16 protein-coding genes are annotated in these 19,948 nt (G+C 49.0%); 11 read left to right on the top strand and 5 right to left on the bottom strand.

All coding sequences use genetic code 11. The annotated features are described in order from the left end of the window. The first annotated feature begins 66 nt into the window (after positions 1 to 66). A complete protein-coding gene (locus NC981_RS20500; protein WP_348244626.1) occupies positions 67 to 1,248 on the top strand; it encodes a class I SAM-dependent methyltransferase in 1,182 nt (393 codons plus the stop codon). A gap of 621 nt (positions 1,249 to 1,869) precedes the next feature. Further along, positions 1,870 to 4,578 (top strand): methyl-accepting chemotaxis protein, encoded by a 2,709-nt coding sequence (locus NC981_RS20495; RefSeq protein ID WP_348244625.1) that lies wholly within the window; start codon positions 1,870 to 1,872, stop codon positions 4,576 to 4,578. Between the two features lie 101 nt (positions 4,579 to 4,679). Here NC981_RS20495 and NC981_RS20490 read toward each other — a convergent pair whose 3' ends face one another. Beyond that, positions 4,680 to 5,573 carry a hypothetical protein gene (locus NC981_RS20490; protein WP_190375906.1) on the bottom strand — a complete coding sequence of 298 codons (894 nt, stop codon included), beginning with the start codon at positions 5,571 to 5,573 and terminating at the stop codon, positions 4,680 to 4,682. Between the two features lie 90 nt (positions 5,574 to 5,663). After that, positions 5,664 to 6,305: a transcriptional repressor LexA gene (gene lexA / locus NC981_RS20485; RefSeq protein ID WP_348244624.1), complete on the bottom strand. Its 642-nt coding sequence runs from the start codon at positions 6,303 to 6,305 to the stop codon at positions 5,664 to 5,666. A gap of 129 nt (positions 6,306 to 6,434) precedes the next feature. On the opposite strand from lexA, the gene mnmG reads away from it, so the two are divergent. From mnmG to NC981_RS20450, 7 genes are all read left to right on the top strand, one after another. Then, a complete protein-coding gene (gene mnmG, locus NC981_RS20480) occupies positions 6,435 to 8,339 on the top strand; it encodes a tRNA uridine-5-carboxymethylaminomethyl(34) synthesis enzyme MnmG (RefSeq protein WP_348244623.1) in 1,905 nt (634 codons plus the stop codon). A gap of 819 nt (positions 8,340 to 9,158) precedes the next feature. Then, positions 9,159 to 9,809 (top strand): uracil phosphoribosyltransferase, encoded by a 651-nt coding sequence (gene upp, locus NC981_RS20475; protein WP_348244622.1) that lies wholly within the window; start codon positions 9,159 to 9,161, stop codon positions 9,807 to 9,809. A 46-nt stretch (positions 9,810 to 9,855) separates the two neighbouring features. Then, the gene (locus NC981_RS20470; RefSeq protein WP_348244621.1) at positions 9,856 to 10,185 is read left to right on the top strand and encodes a hypothetical protein; all 330 of its coding nucleotides are present in this window, start codon (positions 9,856 to 9,858) and stop codon (positions 10,183 to 10,185) included. A gap of 90 nt (positions 10,186 to 10,275) precedes the next feature. Further along, on the top strand, positions 10,276 to 10,572 hold the full coding sequence (locus NC981_RS20465) for a YggT family protein (protein ID WP_190375196.1): 297 nt from the start codon (positions 10,276 to 10,278) through the stop codon (positions 10,570 to 10,572). Positions 10,573 to 10,676: 104 nt separating this feature from the next. Beyond that, entirely contained in the window at positions 10,677 to 12,197 is a 1,521-nt protein-coding gene (locus NC981_RS20460) for a DASH family cryptochrome (protein WP_348244658.1), read from the top strand. Positions 12,198 to 12,470: 273 nt separating this feature from the next. Next, on the top strand, positions 12,471 to 13,820 hold the full coding sequence (locus tag NC981_RS20455) for an FAD-binding oxidoreductase (protein WP_348244620.1): 1,350 nt from the start codon (positions 12,471 to 12,473) through the stop codon (positions 13,818 to 13,820). A 306-nt stretch (positions 13,821 to 14,126) separates the two neighbouring features. Continuing rightward, positions 14,127 to 15,248, top strand: a complete 1,122-nt coding sequence (locus NC981_RS20450) for a geranylgeranyl reductase family protein (protein ID WP_348244619.1) — start codon at positions 14,127 to 14,129, stop codon at positions 15,246 to 15,248. A gap of 44 nt (positions 15,249 to 15,292) precedes the next feature. Here the strand turns inward: NC981_RS20450 and NC981_RS20445 are convergent, their stop codons facing one another. Both NC981_RS20445 and NC981_RS20440 read right to left on the bottom strand, forming a co-directional pair. Next, complete coding sequence (locus tag NC981_RS20445) at positions 15,293 to 15,673, bottom strand: hypothetical protein (RefSeq protein WP_348244618.1); 381 nt, start codon at positions 15,671 to 15,673, stop codon at positions 15,293 to 15,295. 332 nt (positions 15,674 to 16,005) lie between these two features. Beyond that, complete coding sequence (locus NC981_RS20440; RefSeq protein WP_190375200.1) at positions 16,006 to 16,605, bottom strand: peroxiredoxin; 600 nt, start codon at positions 16,603 to 16,605, stop codon at positions 16,006 to 16,008. Between the two features lie 95 nt (positions 16,606 to 16,700). Between NC981_RS20440 and NC981_RS20435 the strand changes: the two genes are divergently transcribed. Beyond that, entirely contained in the window at positions 16,701 to 18,272 is a 1,572-nt protein-coding gene (locus NC981_RS20435) for an aldehyde dehydrogenase family protein (protein ID WP_348244617.1), read from the top strand. Between the two features lie 2 nt (positions 18,273 to 18,274). Beyond that, positions 18,275 to 18,598 (top strand): cupin domain-containing protein, encoded by a 324-nt coding sequence (locus NC981_RS20430; RefSeq protein ID WP_348244616.1) that lies wholly within the window; start codon positions 18,275 to 18,277, stop codon positions 18,596 to 18,598. A 3-nt stretch (positions 18,599 to 18,601) separates the two neighbouring features. Here NC981_RS20430 and NC981_RS20425 read toward each other — a convergent pair whose 3' ends face one another. Beyond that, positions 18,602 to 19,930, bottom strand: a complete 1,329-nt coding sequence (locus tag NC981_RS20425; RefSeq protein ID WP_348244615.1) for a hemolysin family protein — start codon at positions 19,928 to 19,930, stop codon at positions 18,602 to 18,604. Positions 19,931 to 19,948: the final 18 nt, after the last annotated feature.

Here is a 19,948-nt window from a genome sequence, read left to right as displayed (position 1 = left end):
CCCGTCACAGGGGCGCATCGAATGAGAGACTAGATCTATATCGGCTTGCTGTGATTTTTCCTAACTATGTCAGACTCTCAAACGATTAGTGCTGCGGTTGCTGCGCTTTATAATACGTATCCTTTTCCCCCAGAGCCTTTATTAGATGAGCCACCGCCCGGATATAACTGGCGCTGGAATTGGCTTGCTGCTTACAGTTTTTGCACCGGACAAAAACCAACTCGCCAAGATGTCCGAATTTTAGACGCAGGCTGTGGAACAGGTGTAGGGACTGAATATCTCGTTCACTTAAATCCCCAGGCTCATGTCACTGGAATCGATCTGAGTTCGGGAGCTTTGTCGGTTGCACAAGAACGCTGTCAACGATCGGGAGCCGATCGCGTCGAGTTCCATCACCTCAGCCTTTACGATGCGGATCAATTGTCAGGACAGTTTGACTTAATCAACTGCGTTGGAGTTCTGCACCATTTACCCGATCCGATTCGGGGGATTCGATCGCTCTCTGCCAAACTTGCGCCTGGTGGATTGATGCACATCTTTGTGTATTCAGAATTGGGACGACATGAAATTCAACTAATGCAAGAAGCGATCGCGCTGTTGCAGTCTGATCGCTCGAATTACCGGGAAGGAGTTGCGATCGGGCGACAACTTTTCGCGTCGTTGCCTCCGAATAATCGTCTGGTGCGCCGGGAGCAGGAGCGCTGGTCGATGGAAAATACGCGAGATGAATGTTTTGCCGATATGTATGTGCATCCGCAAGAAGTCGATTACAACATTCATACCCTGTTTGAGTTGATTGATGCTTCGGGCTTAGAATTCCTGGGCTTTTCTAATCCGCGTCAGTGGGAAGCGTTGCGATTGTTCAATCATCCCGAATTATTAGAACGGGCAGAACAACTGAGCGATCGAGAACGATACCGCTTGATTGAACTGCTCGATCCAGAGTCCGTGACTCACTATGAATTCTTTCTGAGTAAAGGAGAGTTACCGCGATCGGACTGGAGTTCCGACGAAGCGCTGTTGAATGCTATTCCTGAGCGGAGCCCTTGTATGGATGGTTGGGAAAGTCGCTGTTTGTTTAACTACGACTACCAAATCATTAACTTGTCCGAGGATGAGTTTGCATTTCTCAAGGCTTGCGATGGCAATCAAACGCGATCTGTGAAAGACATTCTCTCTGAAGTTTCGCTTTCATTGGAGTTGGTACGATCGCTGCAATCACAGCAATTGATCTTACTCAGTCCATAAGATGCTTTGATCCGGGTGAAGCTAAGTAGACAAGCCTCACTAAACTTGACACTCCCTACCGCATGGCGGACTACGGTGTATACACATCTTCTTCTCACTTCGTTGTCATCGGCTTCAGCCCCTAAATCCCCCATTCTGGGGGACTTCGATTCGAAGCTTTGGCTTCAAAGCCCCCCACTCGTGGGGGATTTAGGGAGCTGACTCAAACGCAGCGAGAAAGAGATGTGTATACACCGTAGCGGGAGAAGGGTTGGAAATGAGGGCAAATCGGTTAGAACGCAGATGAGAAAATCATTTGAGAAGAATGAAACAGGTCTGCTGGGGAGAAGGGATCTAGACTCCTGTTTCCCCCTCCTGCAGGAGAGAGCTAGGGTGAGGGTAGATCCAGGGTTTGTTTAATCTGCGATCCCAAGACGATCGAAGTCGCATAACAGTTTTTTTCTAAATTGTCTATAGAGTGAAGTTGGAAAAAGAATGCGCTAAAAACTCTCGACAGAGTAAGGCATTAGTGACACAATCTCTGCTAACGAATGGAAACCGTAGAAATACTGAATTCAATTCGTCACTTCAGACCCCAGCGTGGATTCTGTTCCTGAATTCGTTCTAAGGAATGCCTGTACTATGTTCAAAATTGATTCGCTCCAGCGCTTTGTTCCTGCTGCGTCAGCTGATGCAGCAGAAGGAACTGCCCAATCCTCAAAGCTATTCAACCCGCTGTCATCCCGCTTTAGCCCCCTGAGCTTTAGACATCAAGTCGCTGCGATCGCGATCGCGCTTGGAATGCTGCCGACTTTGGCGGTGGGTGTTGTGAGCTATCGATTAAACGATCATGCTGTCAATCAAGCGATCGAGCTTCAGCAACTCAGCGCCAGAATGACGAGCGATGCCGTCCGATACTATATTAAGCAGCGACAGGCAGAAATTAGCACGATCGCAACGCTTCCCATGCTGAATGATGCGAAAGTTTGGGATAGCTTGCTTCCCGCCGATCGCGCCATTGCGCTCGATCGAGCAACTCAGGCTTATAGCGCTTATAGCAACATTGTGATATTCGATCTAAACGGAACTGCTCTGCTGCAAACTCAGCCGCAGATCATCCCTAACCAAGCGCAAGAGTCTTACTTTCAGGCAGCACTCAAAGCGAATCGAGTGAGCGTGAGTGCTGCGACCGAAAATGAAAACCAGACGGTGCTGTATTTCAGCCAACCTATCCAAGAGAGTACGACCGGAAAAACTATTGCGATCGTCCGAGCCACTCTACCCACTCGTAACCTTGCAGACCTCGTTTCCATAGCGCCGCAGTCCTATAGCATTGCTGATGGTGCCAATCGCTTTGTAATTGCTTCCAACTCAAATTCAAGCGCCCTAAACAGCTTTGCCGATTCACGCACTCTACAAAGTAAGTTCTGGACAAACGACCAAACACAGCGCCGTTTGTTTCTGACTCAAGCCCCGATCGCCCCAATCGAGCAGCTACCGGAGCTGAACTGGCGCATTATTCTCAGCGCTCCTGCCGAGCAGATTTCGGAACCTTCGCGCCTGTGGGTGTTGCTCATGAGTAGCGGAACCGCGATCGCCTCTGGATTCATCGCCATCCTGCTTGCCAATGCTTTAACTCGTCGCATCAGTCTGATGAAAAATCGGGTGCGGAAACTTTCAGACGGCGATTTCAGCACCCGACTAAATGTCAAAGGCAGCGACGAGATTGCAGCGTTTGGTCAAGTGATTGATCACATGGCAGAAACGATCGAACACTCGATGCGCGAACAATCGAAAAACGTAGATCAGCTACAGCAGCTTAATCAGGCCGCCTTCAACATTCGCAAATCGATTGATTTTGATCAGATTGTCCAAACCGGAGTTCAAGAGGTTCGGTATCTGTTGAATGTCGATCGTGCGATCGTCTATCTATTTGACGAGAACTGGCAAGGCAGCGTGATTGCTGAATCGGTCGCAATGCAGTTTCCAGCAGCGCTCGGTGCGAGAATTGCTGATCCTTGTTTTGCAGAACACTATGTCGAAAAGTATCGCGCAGGTCGGGTTCATGCGATTCCGAACATTGCTGAAGCAGATCTTGATCCGTGTTACCGAGGACAGTTAGAACCCTTCGAGGTGAAAGCGAATATTGTTGCGCCGATGGTGGTGGAAGGCAACTTAATCGGATTGCTGGTCGTGCATCAATGCAGCGCGCCGCGTCAGTGGCAACCCTCGGAGATCAGTTTATTTATGCAAGTTGCCCTACATCTGGCATACGCGATCGAGCAAGTCAAGTTAGCGGCTGAGCGCGAAGCAGCGCAAGCGCAAGCTGCTCTGGCTCAAGACCGTCAAGCGCAGCGAGAAGTCTTGCAAGCGCAACTGCTCGAATTGATGCAGCAAGCAGAACAAGCGGCACACGGCGATTTAACCGTCCGGGCAACCGTGAGCGGTGCAGAGATTGGTACCGTGGCCGACTTTTTTAATACGATCGTCGAAAGCCTCCAACGCATTGTGAAACAAGTCAAACATAGTGCTTTAGAAGTCAATGCTTCGTTGAGCCAGCATGAGGTTGCGGTGCGATCGCTGTCTGAAGATGCGCTCAAGCAAGCGGAAGAAACTCAAGTGACGCTGAGATGTCTTGATCAGATGGTGCGATCGATTCACACGGTTGCAGAACGCGCCAAGCAGGCTGCCGAAGTGAGTCATACCGCAGCGCTGACGGCACAAGCGGGTAAGTTCGCCGTGAATCAAACGGCTGAGAGCATGGACGAGCTAAAGCAATCGATTAGCGAAGCGGCGAAAAAGGTGAAACGGCTGGGAGAATCTGCTCAGCAAATCTCAAAAGCTGTGTTGTTAATCAATCAGATCGAAACGCAGACGAATGTGTTGGCGGTAAATGCTGGAATTGAAGCGAGCCGTACCGAGGAACATCAGGGATTTGCCACGATCGCAGAAGAAGTGAGCGCTTTGGCGGGTCGGGCTTCTGCGGCAACGCATGAGATTTCGCAGTTGGTGACGACGATTCAGCAAGAAACGGTCGAGATGGTAAACGCGATGGAGAAGAGTACCGCTCAGGTGTTGACGGGGAGTCATTCCGTGGAATCGGCGAAACAGAGCTTAGAGCAGATTATGCAGGTGTCGCAACAGATTGATCAGATTGTGCAATCGATTTCGGAAGCAACCGTGTCACAGGTAAGTACCTCAGGTACAGTGTCGCAGTTGATGACTACGATCGCTCAAGTGGCAAAACATACCTCAAGTTCATCGCTCGAAGTTTCCAGTTCACTTAGAGAAACGGTCAGCGTTGCGAAATCACTGGAACAATCGGTGCAAATGTTTAAGGTGAGCACTTGAATTTGCAGCTAGTAATGTTTGGGTAAAAAATGCGATCGCATCAATTCCGATGCGATCGCACAAGGGCACTTCAAGAAAGGCAGAGATTAACGCCAGCTCGATTAATCCCGAAGCCGTGCTGCTTCTGGGAGTGGTCTTCCTTTCGGCTCTGGCAAGGAAGGACGGCGCTCATAAGGCAGCGGAATGTATTGCACCGAAGGACGACCGCCTTGAGGCTGCGGATACAGTTCCATCAGGTCGTAGATCTCGCGATCGAGTCCGACGGTGATCGGCAATCCAAGCTCTGAAGCCTCTTCCACGGTAATCGGATAATCGTGTGTAACTCTTCCGGTGGTGAGCGCATCGATCACCGCTTCTACCTTCTCAGACGCAATCTTGGGATTCGGAACTGTGTCGTTCAGTAAGGTACGAACAAAGCGCTGAACTTGCGCGATCGCTTTGCGCGACAAGTCCGCCATGATTAACGTTTGATCGTCGATGTCTCCGATCGGCTTATCTTCTACAACTTTCAAAACGCTGGCTGCGGGGAAGTTGCCCAACTGCGGATCAACGGGGCCTAACACCGCATTAGCATCCATCACAATTTCGTCTGCTGCCAACGCTAACATCGTTCCACCGCTCATTGCATAGTGCGGCACGTACACGGTGACTTTTGCAGGGTGGCGAATCAGAGCGCGTGCGATCTGTTCGGTTGCAAGTACCAGTCCACCGGGCGTATGCAGAATCAGATCGATCGGCACATCCGCCGGCGTGAGGCGAATTGCCCGCAGGATTTGTTCAGAGTCTTCGATCGTGATGTAGCGAGAGAGCGGAATTCCCAACAGGCTAATCGACTCTTGACGATGCACCAGTAAGATTACGCGGCTATTGCGCTTACGTTCGATGTCTTTGAGCGTGTTGTACCGTCTCGTTTCAGTTTGCCGCCGTTGCCATAGCGGTTGCAGTGAAGAAAAAATGAAGAATACCCAGATTAAATCAAAGAAACTGAAAGTCATAGAATTCACTTTGAGACAGATGGTTCTATTGTTTCAGTTTCAAATTAGGGGAATCTCTACCCTGGGGGCTAAACAGAAGGTGATTTCCAGTTAAACCAAACCGCGTACCAAGCCGACGAATACGCCTTCGATCGTCACTTCGTCCGCTTGTTTCTCAATGACGGGATAGCTTGGATTTGCAGGTTGCAAGAAGATCTGATCACCGCTCCAAAACAAATGCTTTAAGGTCGTTTGTGTTTCAAATCGGGCTGCGACAATATCGCCGTTTTTGATTGTGCGGGGTTCCGGTTCTTTTCTCAGAATTACCACATCGTTATCTGCGATCGCGGCTCCGATCATGCTGTCTCCTCGAACCCGTAGCGCAAAATACTGACTCATCTGCTGCCGTCGTTTTCCAGCAAAATGCGGCAAGGTAGAAACATCGACATATTCTTCAACTTCTGACTCTGCAAAAGTTTCGACCAGTCCGCCTGCTGCAATTACACCCAGAATCGGAATGTTGCGCGATCGTGGCTTGCAAATGATCAGTGACTTTACGGCTCCTTCTCTCCAAGCCACGTAGCCTGCATCTCTCAAATCCGCTAGATGGTAGCGGATTGTGTCTTTTGACTTGTAGCCTAATGCGACTGCCATTTCATCGTAAGACGGTACAGAGTGATAGTGATCGATATGGTCTTCGAGCCAATCTAACAGCTTCTGTTTAGGAGGAGAGAGGTCAGCCATCATATTCATAGGACGCTTGTACTTATACGGTATCTTATTTTTATGCCTAATTCTAGATTTCCCTAAGATTTCCGGTATCCTGCTTGAGTTTCAACTTGCCCTCTAGAATAGAAATTGCACCGATCGTCCGAGAGAGTTATGAGCGTAGAGTTTCTTGATGCGTATGATGTTGTCGTTGTGGGAGCCGGACACGCGGGCTGCGAGGCGGCGCTTGCGACTGCACGCTTAGGCTGTCGGACATTGCTGCTCACTTTGAATCTCGACAAAATCGCTTGGCAACCTTGTAATCCAGCAGTTGGCGGCCCGGCAAAATCTCAGCTTGTCCATGAAGCGGATGCCCTCGGCGGCGAGATTGGCAAAATCGCCGATCGCACGTATCTGCAAAAGCGAATTCTCAATTCGTCGCGTGGCCCTGCGGTGTGGGCATTACGAGCGCAAACCGACAAGCGCGAATATGCCTCCGTGATGAAGAATATCGTTGAGAATCAGGAAAATCTGACGATCCGAGAAGGCATGGCGACGGATCTGGTGTTGAACGCAAACGATGAAGTGATCGGCGTTGAGACTTACTTCGGTGTGGCGTTTGAGTGCAAAGCGGTTGTGCTGACGACCGGAACGTTTCTCGGCGGCAAGATTTGGGTCGGCAACAAGTCGATGGACGCGGGACGTGCGGGAGAGTTTGCGGCGATCGGCTTAACCGAGACGCTGAATCGCTTCGGCTTTGAAACCGGACGCTTAAAAACAGGCACACCTGCGCGGGTTGATCGCCGCTCGGTAAACTTCGATGTCCTAGAACGCCAACCGAGCGATCCAGAAGTGCGCTGGTTTAGCTTCGATCCAGAAGTTTGGGTCGAACGTGAACCGATGGATTGTCATTTGACGCGCACCACTGCTGAAACTCACCGGATTATCCGCGAGAATTTGCATCTATCACCTGTGTATGGAGGCTGGGTAGATGCGAAGGGGCCTCGATACTGTCCCAGCATTGAAGACAAGATCGTGCGATTTGCCGACAAAGAGAGCCATCAAATCTTTATCGAGCCAGAAGGACGCGACATTCCAGAACTGTATATTCAAGGCTTTTCAACCGGACTGCCTGAGAAAATTCAACTGCAAATGCTACGATCGCTCCCCGGTTTAGAAAACTGCGCGATGCTGCGTCCTGCTTATGCGGTGGAGTATGACTATCTTCCAGCAACGCAGTGTTACCCAACCTTGATGACGAAGAAGATCAACGGTCTATTTTGTGCGGGTCAAATCAACGGCACAACAGGTTACGAAGAGGCAGCGACTCAAGGGTTAGTGGCTGGAATTAATGCCGCACGATTCTGCCGCAATCAAGAAATGGTGATCTTCCCGCGTGAACAGAGCTATATCGGAACCCTGATCGATGATCTCTGCACCAAAGATCTGCGTGAGCCTTATCGGATGTTGACTTCCCGATCGGAGTATCGATTGATCTTACGCTCAGACAACGCCGATCAACGCCTAACCCCGTTAGGGCGCGAAATAGGATTAATCGACGATCGACGCTGGGCATTGTTTACTCAAAAGCAAGAAAACATCGCCGCAGAGAAAGAGCGATTGCACGAAACGCGAGTCAAAGAACATGACGAAATCGGGAAAGCGATCGCACAAAATACACAGCAGGCAATTAAAGGATCAATCACGCTTGCCGATCTTTTGCGTCGTCCTGGATTTCACTATGCTGATCTCCATCGTTATGGTTTAGGGAATGCGAACTTAAACGAGTTTGAGAAAGAAGGCGCTGAAATTGATATCAAATATTCAGGCTATATTCAACGCCAGCAACATCAGATCGAACAAATCAGCCGACAAGAAAATCGCAAACTTCCAGAAACGCTAAATTACAACGAGATTGAAACGCTTTCCAAGGAGGCGCGAGAAAAGCTGTCTAAAGTGCGCCCTCTGACGATCGGGCAAGCCTCCCGAATTGGAGGCGTGAATCCGGCTGATGTGAATGCCCTGCTTGTTTATCTGGAAGTGCAAGCGCGTCGATCGGCTGAGGTCGTAACGGGCTAGAAGCGTCAGGATGAGAGCGAGAGTTAAGTAATGAGAGAGGTTCTCACTTTTTGTCCTGGACTCAGCAATGCTTCACAGTGTTCAAGACATCGATTCGTCATTGCCGCAACATCTCATCCCTCTTTCCTCCGCGAAGCAGCTACCGTGTACACACAAGTTGATTGATCTGTTACCGCAGAAATCCTCTGCCCCCTAAATCCCCTATGAATGGAGGACTTCGATCCAAAACTCCGAGTTCAAAGTCCCCCATTTTGGGGGATTTAGGGGCTAAAGCCGACTCAAACGAAGCGAGTTACGACTTGTGTGTACACGGTAGCCGCGAAGCAGGGAGGGGATTTCCGTTTAATCCGCTAACACCTGCCGCCGTAATGGGATTCAAGGCTCGAATACAGATTTTCTAACTAATTTGTGCTGTTGCCCATCGCCGCAACAGTTCTATTTCTAAAACGGATCAGGATTTCAGAATCTCTCAAACCCGTCTCCCGATCGTGCGGCTAGAGTAGCGGCTCATTTCACAAACTGATTAACAATTTGACTCCAATTTCTGGAAGCTAAGTGCTATTCGCCCTGCGCGTTTTGCTAATAAATTTAATAGATAAAAAAATCGGACGCAAAACTCATCGTTGTTTGCGCCCGCCGATCCTCTAGAGAGGAGAACACTGAAAATTACTATACGGCTTGTTGAAAAACTTTGTCAACACTAATGAGAAAGTATTTCAATAAAATCGGCAGCGACGATCGCGCAATTTTTCAACCTATCACCGAAAATATTGAAGCAGTAAGGAGTATGATGATTCAGATTATTCAAGATGAGCGCTTATGAGTCCGCAACTGCGTGTATACGTTCCACCCCATCCCCTGATCAAACATTGGCTTGGTGTCGCTCGGAATGCTGAAACACCCTCAACGATATTTCGCAGTGCAATCACAGAATTAGGACGGTGGCTCACGTATGAAGCCGTGCGCGAATGGTTGCCAACGATCGACACCACGATCGAAACTCCTCTCGCTCCCTGTCCGGCAACCTTTGTCAATTCTGAAGTCCCGGTCGTGATCGTACCGATTCTGCGGGCTGGACTCGGTTTACTGAATGGCGCACAGTCGTTGCTACCCTTAGCATCGATTTATCATTTGGGACTGGTGCGAAATGAAGAAACGCTCGAAGCGAGTTGCTACTTGAATAAATTGCCCGATCGCTTTGATCCGCAAACGCGAGTTTTGATCGTTGATCCAATGTTGGCAACGGGTGGAAGCTCAATTCGAGCGATGGAAGAATTAACTCAGCGCGGAATTGATCCAGCTTTTGTGCGAATTGTTGCAGTCGTTGCCGCTCCACCTGCCCTGCAAAAATTAGGTGCGGCTTATCCGAGCTTGAGCATTTACACGGCAGGGATTGATGAAGTGCTGAACGATCGCGGATTTATTGTCCCCGGATTGGGAGATGCGGGCGATCGGATCTTTGGGACTTGAGGATCGATACAATAGAATTCTATAGAGTTTGAGGAACGATCGCCGTATGAGTCAACAAGATAATTTTTCTGGTGGATTTGTTCTGGGTGCGATCGTCGGTGGCATTGTCGGCGGGATTATCGGCTCGGTCGTAACCGCGCAACGATTTGCAGAAGAAACCGAAGACCCTCAAGCCAAATCAGAACTGCCCAAGCCAAAACGCCGGATGCGTCCCTCAACCGAGCAAAATATTGAGTTAGCGCGTCGAGGTTTAGAAGATAAAATTGCTCAACTGAATGATGCGATCGATGATGTGCGCCAGCAGTTAGGCAACGTGAACGGACGCGCCATTGAGAACGATTTGCCCGGAGCGCGAGAAATTATTCGAGAAGAATGACGTGCTTCCGCAGCAAGAGTACAAGAACAAAAAAGATCGCTTAAACTGTTCTGAGAGTGAATCACATTCCCTACACCAAAAGGAAAGGATATGAGTCCAGTCATTTTGCTTGCTACAACGATCGATCGGTTTCTGGGAATTTACTTTGCCCTGCTGATTATTCGCATTTTGCTCAGTTGGTTTCCGAATATCGACTGGTATAAACAACCCTTCGCGATTTTGAGCCAGTTGACTGATCCGTATTTGAATCTATTTCGTCGCGTCATTCCGCCGCTGGGTGGAATCGATTTCTCAGCAATTTTGGCGATTTTTGCGCTTCAAATCCTACAGGGATTCATTCCCGCATTGCTGAGTCCGTTGCAGAATTTATCGGCTTTTGCAGGCTAGAGTCTCGGCTTGTGAAGAGCCAACATTAAGCGATCGTCCATTTGACGATCGCGCTCTTGTTTGGAAACGTTACGATCGACGTGAAGCGTTTACAAGGCTCGATCGTGGCAGAGAAGCGGATTATTATTTGGTATCGCAATGATCTACGGATTCATGATCATGAACCGTTAGTAAAAGCACTTCGATCCGGTGCAAGTGTTATTCCCGTCTATTGTTTTGAGCCGAGGCAGTTTGGCACGACTTCGTATGGATTTCCCAAAACTGGGGCAATCCGAGCGCAGTTTCTGCTCGAAAGCGTTGCGGACTTGCGGGAGAACTTACGATCGCTCGGTAGCGATTTGATTGTGCGGCAAGGGAAAGCCGAAGAAGTGATTCCGGCGATCGCCAAAGAATTGAACGTTGAATTGGTTTATTACTATCACGAAGTTACTTCCGAAGAAACGGAGGTTGAAAAGACATTAAGTGAGGCGTTGAGAGCGATCGGTGTCTCAACCCAAGAATTTTGGGGACAGACGCTTTATCATCGTGATGATTTGCCATTCGAGATTAGCGAGACTCCAGAACTGTTTACGAGTTTCCGCAAGCAGGTTGAGAAGTCTTCGACTGTGTACGAAGTGTTTCCGACTCCAGAGCGACTGCCGCAATTGCCGGAGATTAGTCCAGGTGAGATTCCAGCGTTGAGTGTGTTTGGACTCGAAGCACCAGAACCAGATCCAAGAGGCATGATTCCGTACAAGGGCGGTGAAACAGCGGGAAAGGCTCGGCTTCAGGAGTATTTCTGGAATCAAGATGCACTCAAGGCTTACAAAGAAACGCGCAACGGAATGCTGGGAGTCGATTACTCTTCTAAGTTCTCAGCATGGTTAGCCTTGGGATGTTTGTCGCCGCGCTACATCTATTCGCAAGTTCAAGACTATGAATCGAAGCGGGTGCGGAACGACTCAACTTACTGGCTGATTTTTGAATTGCTGTGGCGCGATTACTTTCGGTTTATTGTGGCGAAACATGGCGATCGAATCTTTTATCGATCGGGCTTACAACGTGTTCCGATCGCTTGGAAAGAAGATGTCGATCGGTTTGAACTTTGGCGCGAAGGAAAAACGGGCTTTCCGCTTGTAGATGCGAATATGCAGGAAATTGCCGCGACCGGATTTATGTCGAATCGAGGACGGCAAAATGTTGCCAGCTTTCTCACAAAAAATTTGGGAATCAATTGGCAGTGGGGCGCAGAATGGTTCGAGTCTCAACTGATTGATTACGATGTCTGTAGCAATTGGGGCAACTGGAACTACACCGCAGGAGTCGGAAATGATGCGCGGGGATTTCGGTTTTTCAACATCATCAAGCAATCGAAGGACTACGATCCAGACGGCTCCTATGTGAAACACTGGCTCTCAGCGCTGAAAGAGGTTCCCGCTGCTAAAGTTCATGAGCCTTGGAAGCTTTTGTCTGTGGAGCAGCAGCGATTTAACGTGCGCTTAGGCGTGGATTATCCGAATCCAATCGTTGATCTATTCAAATCTGCCGAGGCAAACGAGAAAATCTACAACGCTGCATTCGGTAAATCGTCTCAGGCTCCTCAGAGAGAGCGAGATCGTCGATTTAAATCTCAAAAACGTCGCTAATTCTTCCGGATAGCTCTCCCACTTTGGGAATAGTGGAGTGGTAGATGCACCCTGATTATTTGCCCTGGTCTTCGGATCAGGGTTTTTTATTAGAAATTTTGCGAATCCTCCGGATAGCTCTCCCACTTTGGGAATAGTGGAGTGGTAGATGCACCCTGATTATTTACCCTGGTCTTCGGATCAGGGTTTTTTATTAGAAATTTTGCGATCGCAAGTACAGTTGAAAGCGAAAAATCCCTTTATAGTCAGAAACAAGACTATGAGGACAGCAGGATGGCAACCACCACTTCTAACGCGATCGCATCGGTTTTAGCAGATTTGGCAGGACTTGATCTCATCACCGAGCCAAGCCAAGTCGCAAAACTCTCGCAGGATTACTATCATTTCAGCCCAGTTTTGCAGCCTCAATTGCAGGACAAATTCGGCGATGTGGTAGTGCGTCCAGTGAATGAAGCAGAAGTGTTACAAGTGGCGCAGGCGTGTGTTCGATATCGCGTTCCCCTCACCGTGCGGGGTGCGGGAACCGGAAACTACGGGCAATGTATTCCACTCGAAGGCGGCGTGATTCTGGATTTAACTCGAATGACCGCAGTGAAATGGATGAAGCCTGGTTTGCTGCGAGTCGAGGCAGGTGCGAAACTAGCGGCGATCGACAAACAAACCCGCGAGATCGGCTGGGAAATTCGCATGGCTCCGTCCACCTATCGCACCGCAACGATCGGTGGGTTTATCGGTGGCGGTAGCGGCGGAATTGGCTCGGTGACTTATGGACAACTGCGCGATCGAGGTAATCTTCTGGCGGTGCGAGTAGTGACGATGGAAGATCAGCCAAGAGTGCTGGAATTGCGCGGGGATGCTGTGTACCAAGTCGCTCATGCGTATGGCACGAATGGAATTATCACGGAACTAGAGATTCCGCTTGCGCCTGCTTATCCTTGGGCAGAAGTGATTGTGACCTTTTCGAATTTTATGAGCGCGGCTCGATTTGGGCAATCTCTCAGCGATGCGGACGGCATGATCAAAAAATTGGTGTGCATTTGCGCTGATCCCATTCCGAACTATTTCGCGGCATTGAAAAGCTATATTCCGAGCAGAAAAAGTTGTGCGCTTTTGATTGTTTCTGAGACTTGTTTAGAGCCGCTCAATGAATTTGTAAAAGAATTCGGTGGTGAGATTTCTTATCAAAAAAATGCTGAAGATGCAGGAAAAGGATTTGCTTTAGCTGAGTACAGTTGGAATCATACAACGCTTCATGCTCGCAGTGTTGATTCGTCGATTACTTATCTACAAACGCTATTTCCAGATGACAAGAATCTGACGCTTTTAGAAGAGATGTATCATCACTATGGTGATGAAGTGATGATGCACTTGGAGTTTTTGAGGGTCGGGGGAACGGCGCGTCCGGCTTCGCTACAATTGGTGCGGTATTCGACTGAAGAACGATTGAATGAAATCATCGCTCATCATGAATCAAAAGGCGCGTTTATTTTCAATCCTCATACCTATTTGATCGAAGATGGTGGGATGAAAATGGTGGATTTAGCGCAACTTCAATTCAAAGAAAAAGTTGATCCCTACGGATTATTAAATCCAGGTAAAATGCGGGCTTGGCTAGAGCGATAATTCGCACTCTTTTAGCCTGCTCGTTCAAATCATTCGGCAACTTAGATGATGTTTGAAACATCTAGAAAGTCTCTTCGCTTCGAGATAACGATCGAAGACTTTTCAAGCATCCCCTTACAGAGTTCATCGGGAAATTTGTAAATACTTGATGATGATTGCTCTCCTAAGCTGAGGAAACGCCGGAATTTTTTTAGAATCTAACGTACACTAGCAGAGCATTTCTGTGAATTACCGAAACAGTTCGGATCACGAGCTGAACGTTTGAATAATCTACATAGCGTTGACGTAGGAGTGAGGTTCCAGCATATGTTTGATTGTATTGTTGTCGGAGCAGGCCCCGCCGGAGGAACTGCTGCCTATCATCTTGCCAAACGTGGGCGCTCTGTTTTAGTGCTGGAAAAAGAAGCCCTCCCCCGCTATAAACCCTGTAGCGGTGGGGTATCTCCTGCGATCGCTCAATGGTTCGATTTCGATTTCAGCCCCGTGATCTCGCGTAAAGTGAATTCGATTCGCTATACCTGGAAGCTTGGCGATCCAGTGAATGCAACGCTAAACACACCTGAGCCAATGTGGATGGTGCAGCGCGATCGATTTGATGAGTATTTGATGCAGCAGGCACAGCAAGCAGGCGCGAAACTCCAAGATGCAACCGCAGTCACAGGCATCGAATTTAAAGGCAATCACTGGCAAGTCAACACAACGGCTGGAACCTTAGAAGCTAAATATCTCATTGCTGCCGACGGTGCAAAAGGATCGATGGCAAAATGGCTCGGATTCAAAGAACGCAAAACCCGCATGGGTGCGGTAATGGAAGCGCCGCAAGCGATCGGCAATACCGCTCAGTTCGACTTCGGAATGCTGAAAAACGGCTTTATCTGGAATTTACCGAAAGCAGAAGGATTCTCTGCTGGAACCGCCTCATTTCGAGGGGACGATCGCACGGATTTTAACGCTGCTTTGTCGAAGTATGCAAAGGAAGCAGGCTTTAATACCAGTGGCGCACAGATTTACACGCATCCGATCGTATTTTGGGATGGCGATCAAACACTGCATACTGAGAATGCAGTGTTGGCAGGAGAAGCGGCTGCGATCGTTGATCCAATGACGGCTGAAGGGATTCGTCCTTCGATGTATAGTGGTATGAAAGCGGCAGAAGCGATCGATCAATCGTTGAATGGAGATCAATCTGCCTTGGCGCAATACACCGAAACGATTCAGCGCGAGTGGGGTAGCGACATGGTTTGGGCACAACGGCTAGCGAATCTGTTTTATCGTGTGCCGGGAATTGGCTACAAAGTGGGTGTGAAGCGTCCGACTGCGACCGATCGACTCGGCAAGATTATGTGCGGTGAAATGCGATATGCAGATGTAGCAAATCGGGCGCTGAAACGGCTAGGCGGCGGGTTGATTCCGGGTATGGGCGGTTAGAAGTTGGGGAGTAGAGGATAAGACTCCTCACTCCCAACAAGTAGCTAAGCCTTATGCGCGTAGTAGCTTGAGATATGTTCGTAAACGTGCTGCGGAAACTCTAAATCGCGGTAAACATTACAAGCATCTGGGTCATCGGAATTCGGGCAGATGGGAAAGTCCTGCTGCTGTTGCCATTCGAGAATACGATCACGCTTCGGCGGGTTGTAATCTTTGCCCTGAACTTGCTCGTAAAGCGATTTTGCTTCGGTTTCGTCGCAGTCCTTGTCCTTCAGGAGATATTCAATCACTTCTTCTTTTGACAAGAAATGCCGCGCAATCATCGCAAACACTAACCGCCCATAATGTCCGATGTCTTCCCCTGCATCCAGCGCATCCAGTAAATGCGCCATCATGTCGCTTTTCCTTAAAACTTCTACAGTCATTGCTATCGGTTTGATCTCATCACAACTGTTATAGAACTCCTGATCTAGCCATGCCGTCTATCAAAAGAAGGCTATTTGATACCGAATCAATTTATTAATGCGACAGATCCTTCGCCCCCTAAATCCCCCATACTGGGGGACTTTGAGAACCCGAAACAGATTGGGATTGAAGTCCCCCACGCGTGGGGGATTTAGGGGGCTTCCGAGATCTGTCGCACTCAAAAATCAATTTGGTATGAGACGATCGCACGATTGCAATAAACAATAAAACTGGCAAAATAAAACCCCCAAGACCTTAACCTTAGGGGCAATACTCAGCCTGTCTAGAATGCTTAAACCGCTGCGAAGTATTCCTTCGACTTCACCGGATCAGGATTCATCGTTTGATCACCGGGCTTCCAACCTGCGGGGCAAACTTCATCCGGGTGCGATTGTACGTATTGGATCGCTTGCAGTGTCCGCAGCGTTTCATCCACACTGCGACCAAACGACAAGTTGTTGATTGTCGAGTGTTGAATCACACCATCTTTGTCGATGATGAACAGACCGCGCAGTGCAATTCCTTGTTCAGGATCAAGCACGTTGTAAGCGGTGCTGATTTCTTTCTTGATGTCTGAAACCAATGGATAGTTCAAGTCGCCCACACCACCCGATTTACGATCGGTTTGAATCCAAGCGAGGTGCGAGAACGCACTATCGACTGATACTCCAAGGATTTCGGTGCCGATCGCTTTGAACTCTTCGTGGCGATCGCTAAATGCGGTAATTTCGGTCGGACAAACAAAGGTAAAATCGAGCGGGTAGAAGAACAGCACCACGTATTTGCCACGATAGTCAGACAGTTTAATGTCTTTGAATTCTTGATCGATGACGGCGGTAGCAGCAAAATCGGGTGCGCTCTGACCGACACGCAAGCATCCTTCTTGGGTCATGGGATTTAATTCTCCTTGCAAGAGTAGCGGGTTTCGTATTAGGATCACGAAACTTTAACAACTATATCATAGTCATTACGATTTTGACCTACGAAATGTTTACCCAAATCGAATGTGCGATCGATTTACTAGATTCTCGGAAATCTGCGTGGCTCCAGGTCAAAACGGCAGCGCGGATTGATTATCTGAAGCGGTGTATGCAGGGTGTGATGGCGGTTGCAGAGCCGTGGGCGATCGCGGCGTGCGAGGCGAAGGGATTTGATCCAAAGTGGGTAGGTGAAGAATATCTGACCGGAGCAGTAGCGACCTTGACGATGCTGCGGGCGATCGTCAGAACACTCGAAGGACGAACTGCAAAAATCGAAAATAATATTGCGCGGGTGTTCCCCGATAACTGGTTCGATCGATTGCTTTGGTTTGGGTTTCGGGGAGAAGTTTGGCTCGATCGAGGTGCGGCTGAAGACGCAGAAAGCCCCCTAAATTCCTCACGAGTGGGGGACTTTGAATCTCGTCAGGTTTCTCAAACTGGAGGGATTGCGCTGGTTTTGGGAGCGGGGAATGTCGGAGCAACGCCGCCGCTCGATGCAATTCACAAGCTATTTGCTGAAAATCAAGTCGTTTTGCTGAAGATGAATCCGGTCAATGCTTATGTCGGAAAGTTTTTAGAGCAAGCGTTTGAGCCGTTAATCGCGGATGGTTTTCTGCAAATTGTCTATGGTGGCGCTGATGTCGGCGCATTTCTTTGTCAGCATCCAAAAATTGCCACCATTCACATCACGGGGTCGCATCATACTTATGAAGCGATCGTCCAATCACTCCCTCAGCCGAAGCCGATCACCTCTGAGCTAGGCTGTGTCACTCCGGTTTTGATTGTTCCCGGTGATTGGTCTGAGTCGGAGTTAAGCTATCAAGCTCGTCATGTCGCGAGTATGGTAGTCAACAATGCCAGTTTTAACTGTGTGGCTGCACAGGTGATTGTGACGGCAAGCGGGTGGAAACTGCGCGATCGTTTCCTCGATCTAATCCGAGAAGAACTCGCCAAAACTCCCAGCCGCAACGCTTACTATCCAGGGGCGCAACAGCGCTACCAGACATTTCTCGATCGTTATCCCCAAGCTGAAATCTTCGGCACTCGCACGGAAGCGATTGTACCGTGGACATTCATTCCGAATATTGAGGATGATTATGCGCTACAGAACGAAGCTTTTTGTGGAGTTCTGGCTGAGGCGAGTTTAGACGCGACGACCGCAGAAGAATTTCTCGATCGTGTCGTTCCCTTTGCTAATGAGAAAATTTGGGGCAATTTGTCCTGCGTAATTTTGTCGAAGTCAAACGTAGAAGATGCGGTTGCGAATTTGAAGTATGGCGCGATCGGCGTGAATGCTTGGTCGGCTGCCAATTTCGGCGTGCCTCAACTGACTTGGGGGGCTTATCCAGGCAATGATGCGAACGATATTCAATCCGGTCAAGGCTTTGTGCATAACGCTTGCTTTCTCGATCGACCCCAAAAATCTGTCTTGTATGCACCGTTCCGAATGCCGCTGACTCCGGTTTGGTTTGCGGATCATCGGAATTTGCTCAATTGTTCGCGATGTTTTGCAAGACTTCAGATTAAACCCACGTGGGGCAACTTTGCTCAGGTCGTAATCGCAGCAATTCAAGGGTAGGTATGATTGGAAACATCTTTGAGATTGGGGAGCGATCGCTCGATCGAGAACTATTTGAGCCATTAATTGAAACCGATCAGCTATTAGTTGAACGCATTATTTCAACTGGACAAACCACGCCGGAGGGTGAATGGTACGATCAACCCCGCGATGAATGGGTGTTGCTATTGCAGGGTGAAGCGCAGTTAATGTATGAGGATGGGAGAACGATCGATCTCAAAGCAGGAAATTATCTATTGATTCCAGCCCACCAAAAACATCGGGTGAGCTATACCAGCAACAATCCTGCTTGTATTTGGTTAGCGATTCATGCGCTGTTCGCTTAAGTGTTACATCTCTTGGATTGTTCCGTAGGACTTAGCAGCCTCAACTAAAACTTTATCCACGCGATTGCCGTCCATATCCATCACTTCAAACCGGAGTGTTTCCCACTCGAAAGCATCCGAAGCGGTGGGAATGCGTCCCAAATACATCACCACAAAACCGCCCAACGTCTGATAGCTACCTCGCTGTTCTCCGGGAAGCTCTTGGTCTTCAAGGTCTAAAATCTCTTTGAATTGATAAATGGGCAGCATTCCATCCAGTAGCCAAGAACCATCCTCGCGCTGAATCGCTTGCGGTTCTGCTAACTCCTCAACTGTGGGAATGTCTCCGACGATCGCCTGCAACACATCCGTCAGCGTCACCAGTCCCTGAATCACCCCATACTCATCGACCACAAACGCAATCTGAGTTCCGGTTTGCTTAAACAATTCCAATACTTTCAGGGCGCGGGTACTTTCTGGCACAAACACCGGAGTCTGGAGCGAACTGGTAAACTCAAGCGACTGCCCCGACATGAGATTAACCAACAGATCATAAGTTTGCACCACACCGAGCAAGTGATCTAATCCACCCTGACAAACGGGAAATCGAGCATGGGCGCTTTCTGTTATCTGGCGACGAATCTCGTCGATCGAATCCTCCAGATCAATCCAAGTAATCTCTAATCTGGGAGTCATCAATGAGCTAATGCGACGATCGCCCAGCCGAAACACCCGCTTCATAATGTCTTCTTCTGCCTGCTCGAACATTCCCGCCTCTGTGCCCTGCTCGATCATCACGCGGATTTCTTCTTCGGTGACAGGCGGATCATCCGACGGACGAATGCCCAAAAATCGAACCGCAATATTGGTAGACGTGCTGAGCAGATAAACGATCGGCGCTGCGATTTTTGCCATCAAACTCATCGGTACGGCTGCCCAAGTTGCAATCACTTCCGGCGAGTTGAGTGCGAGTCGTTTGGGAACGAGTTCACCGACGATCAGCGTCAGATAAGTCAGACTCAGAATAGCAATTCCAAACGCCAGCGCTTGACTGTATGGCGCAAGCAATGGCACGGATTGGAAAAAGGGTTCTAACCGACGCGTTAAAGCTTGCTCCCCGAATGCACCTGACGCAATCCCGATTAATGTAATTCCAACTTGGACGATCGCTAAAAAATTATTCGGCTGCTCAGCCAGATGCAGGGCGACTCTCGCTTTGGTATCACCTTGATTCGCGCTTTGCAGAAGGCGGACTTTGCGGGCAGACACGATCGCCAGCTCAGACATGACAAATAGCCCGTTTGCCAGCGTCAGAAACAAAATAATCAGCAGGTCGGAGGTCAACGAATTCATCCAAAAATTGGCACTTCA

The sequence above is a fragment of the Leptolyngbya sp. DQ-M1 genome (assembly GCF_039962505.1).
Classification (GTDB): domain Bacteria; phylum Cyanobacteriota; class Cyanobacteriia; order Leptolyngbyales; family Leptolyngbyaceae; genus Leptolyngbya.
This window is presented reverse-complemented; position numbering and strand designations above follow the sequence as displayed.

Excerpts from the sequence above, each read along its gene's own strand:
- upp (WP_348244622.1), top strand. The coding sequence starts at position 9,159 with ATGAGTCCGCAACTGCGTGTATACGTTCCACCCCATCCCCTGATCAAA.
- NC981_RS20455 (WP_348244620.1), top strand. The coding sequence starts at position 12,471 with ATGGCAACCACCACTTCTAACGCGATCGCATCGGTTTTAGCAGATTTG.
- NC981_RS20465 (WP_190375196.1), top strand. The coding sequence starts at position 10,276 with ATGAGTCCAGTCATTTTGCTTGCTACAACGATCGATCGGTTTCTGGGA.
- NC981_RS20490 (WP_190375906.1), bottom strand. The coding sequence starts at position 5,573 with ATGACTTTCAGTTTCTTTGATTTAATCTGGGTATTCTTCATTTTTTCT.
- NC981_RS20440 (WP_190375200.1), bottom strand. The coding sequence starts at position 16,605 with ATGACCCAAGAAGGATGCTTGCGTGTCGGTCAGAGCGCACCCGATTTT.
- NC981_RS20450 (WP_348244619.1), top strand. The coding sequence starts at position 14,127 with ATGTTTGATTGTATTGTTGTCGGAGCAGGCCCCGCCGGAGGAACTGCT.
- NC981_RS20425 (WP_348244615.1), bottom strand. The coding sequence starts at position 19,930 with ATGAATTCGTTGACCTCCGACCTGCTGATTATTTTGTTTCTGACGCTG.
- NC981_RS20445 (WP_348244618.1), bottom strand. The coding sequence starts at position 15,673 with ATGACTGTAGAAGTTTTAAGGAAAAGCGACATGATGGCGCATTTACTG.
- NC981_RS20435 (WP_348244617.1), top strand. The coding sequence starts at position 16,701 with ATGTTTACCCAAATCGAATGTGCGATCGATTTACTAGATTCTCGGAAA.
- lexA (WP_348244624.1), bottom strand. The coding sequence starts at position 6,305 with ATGAATATGATGGCTGACCTCTCTCCTCCTAAACAGAAGCTGTTAGAT.
- NC981_RS20430 (WP_348244616.1), top strand. The coding sequence starts at position 18,275 with ATGATTGGAAACATCTTTGAGATTGGGGAGCGATCGCTCGATCGAGAA.
- NC981_RS20495 (WP_348244625.1), top strand. The coding sequence starts at position 1,870 with ATGTTCAAAATTGATTCGCTCCAGCGCTTTGTTCCTGCTGCGTCAGCT.
- mnmG (WP_348244623.1), top strand. The coding sequence starts at position 6,435 with ATGAGCGTAGAGTTTCTTGATGCGTATGATGTTGTCGTTGTGGGAGCC.
- NC981_RS20500 (WP_348244626.1), top strand. The coding sequence starts at position 67 with ATGTCAGACTCTCAAACGATTAGTGCTGCGGTTGCTGCGCTTTATAAT.
- NC981_RS20470 (WP_348244621.1), top strand. The coding sequence starts at position 9,856 with ATGAGTCAACAAGATAATTTTTCTGGTGGATTTGTTCTGGGTGCGATC.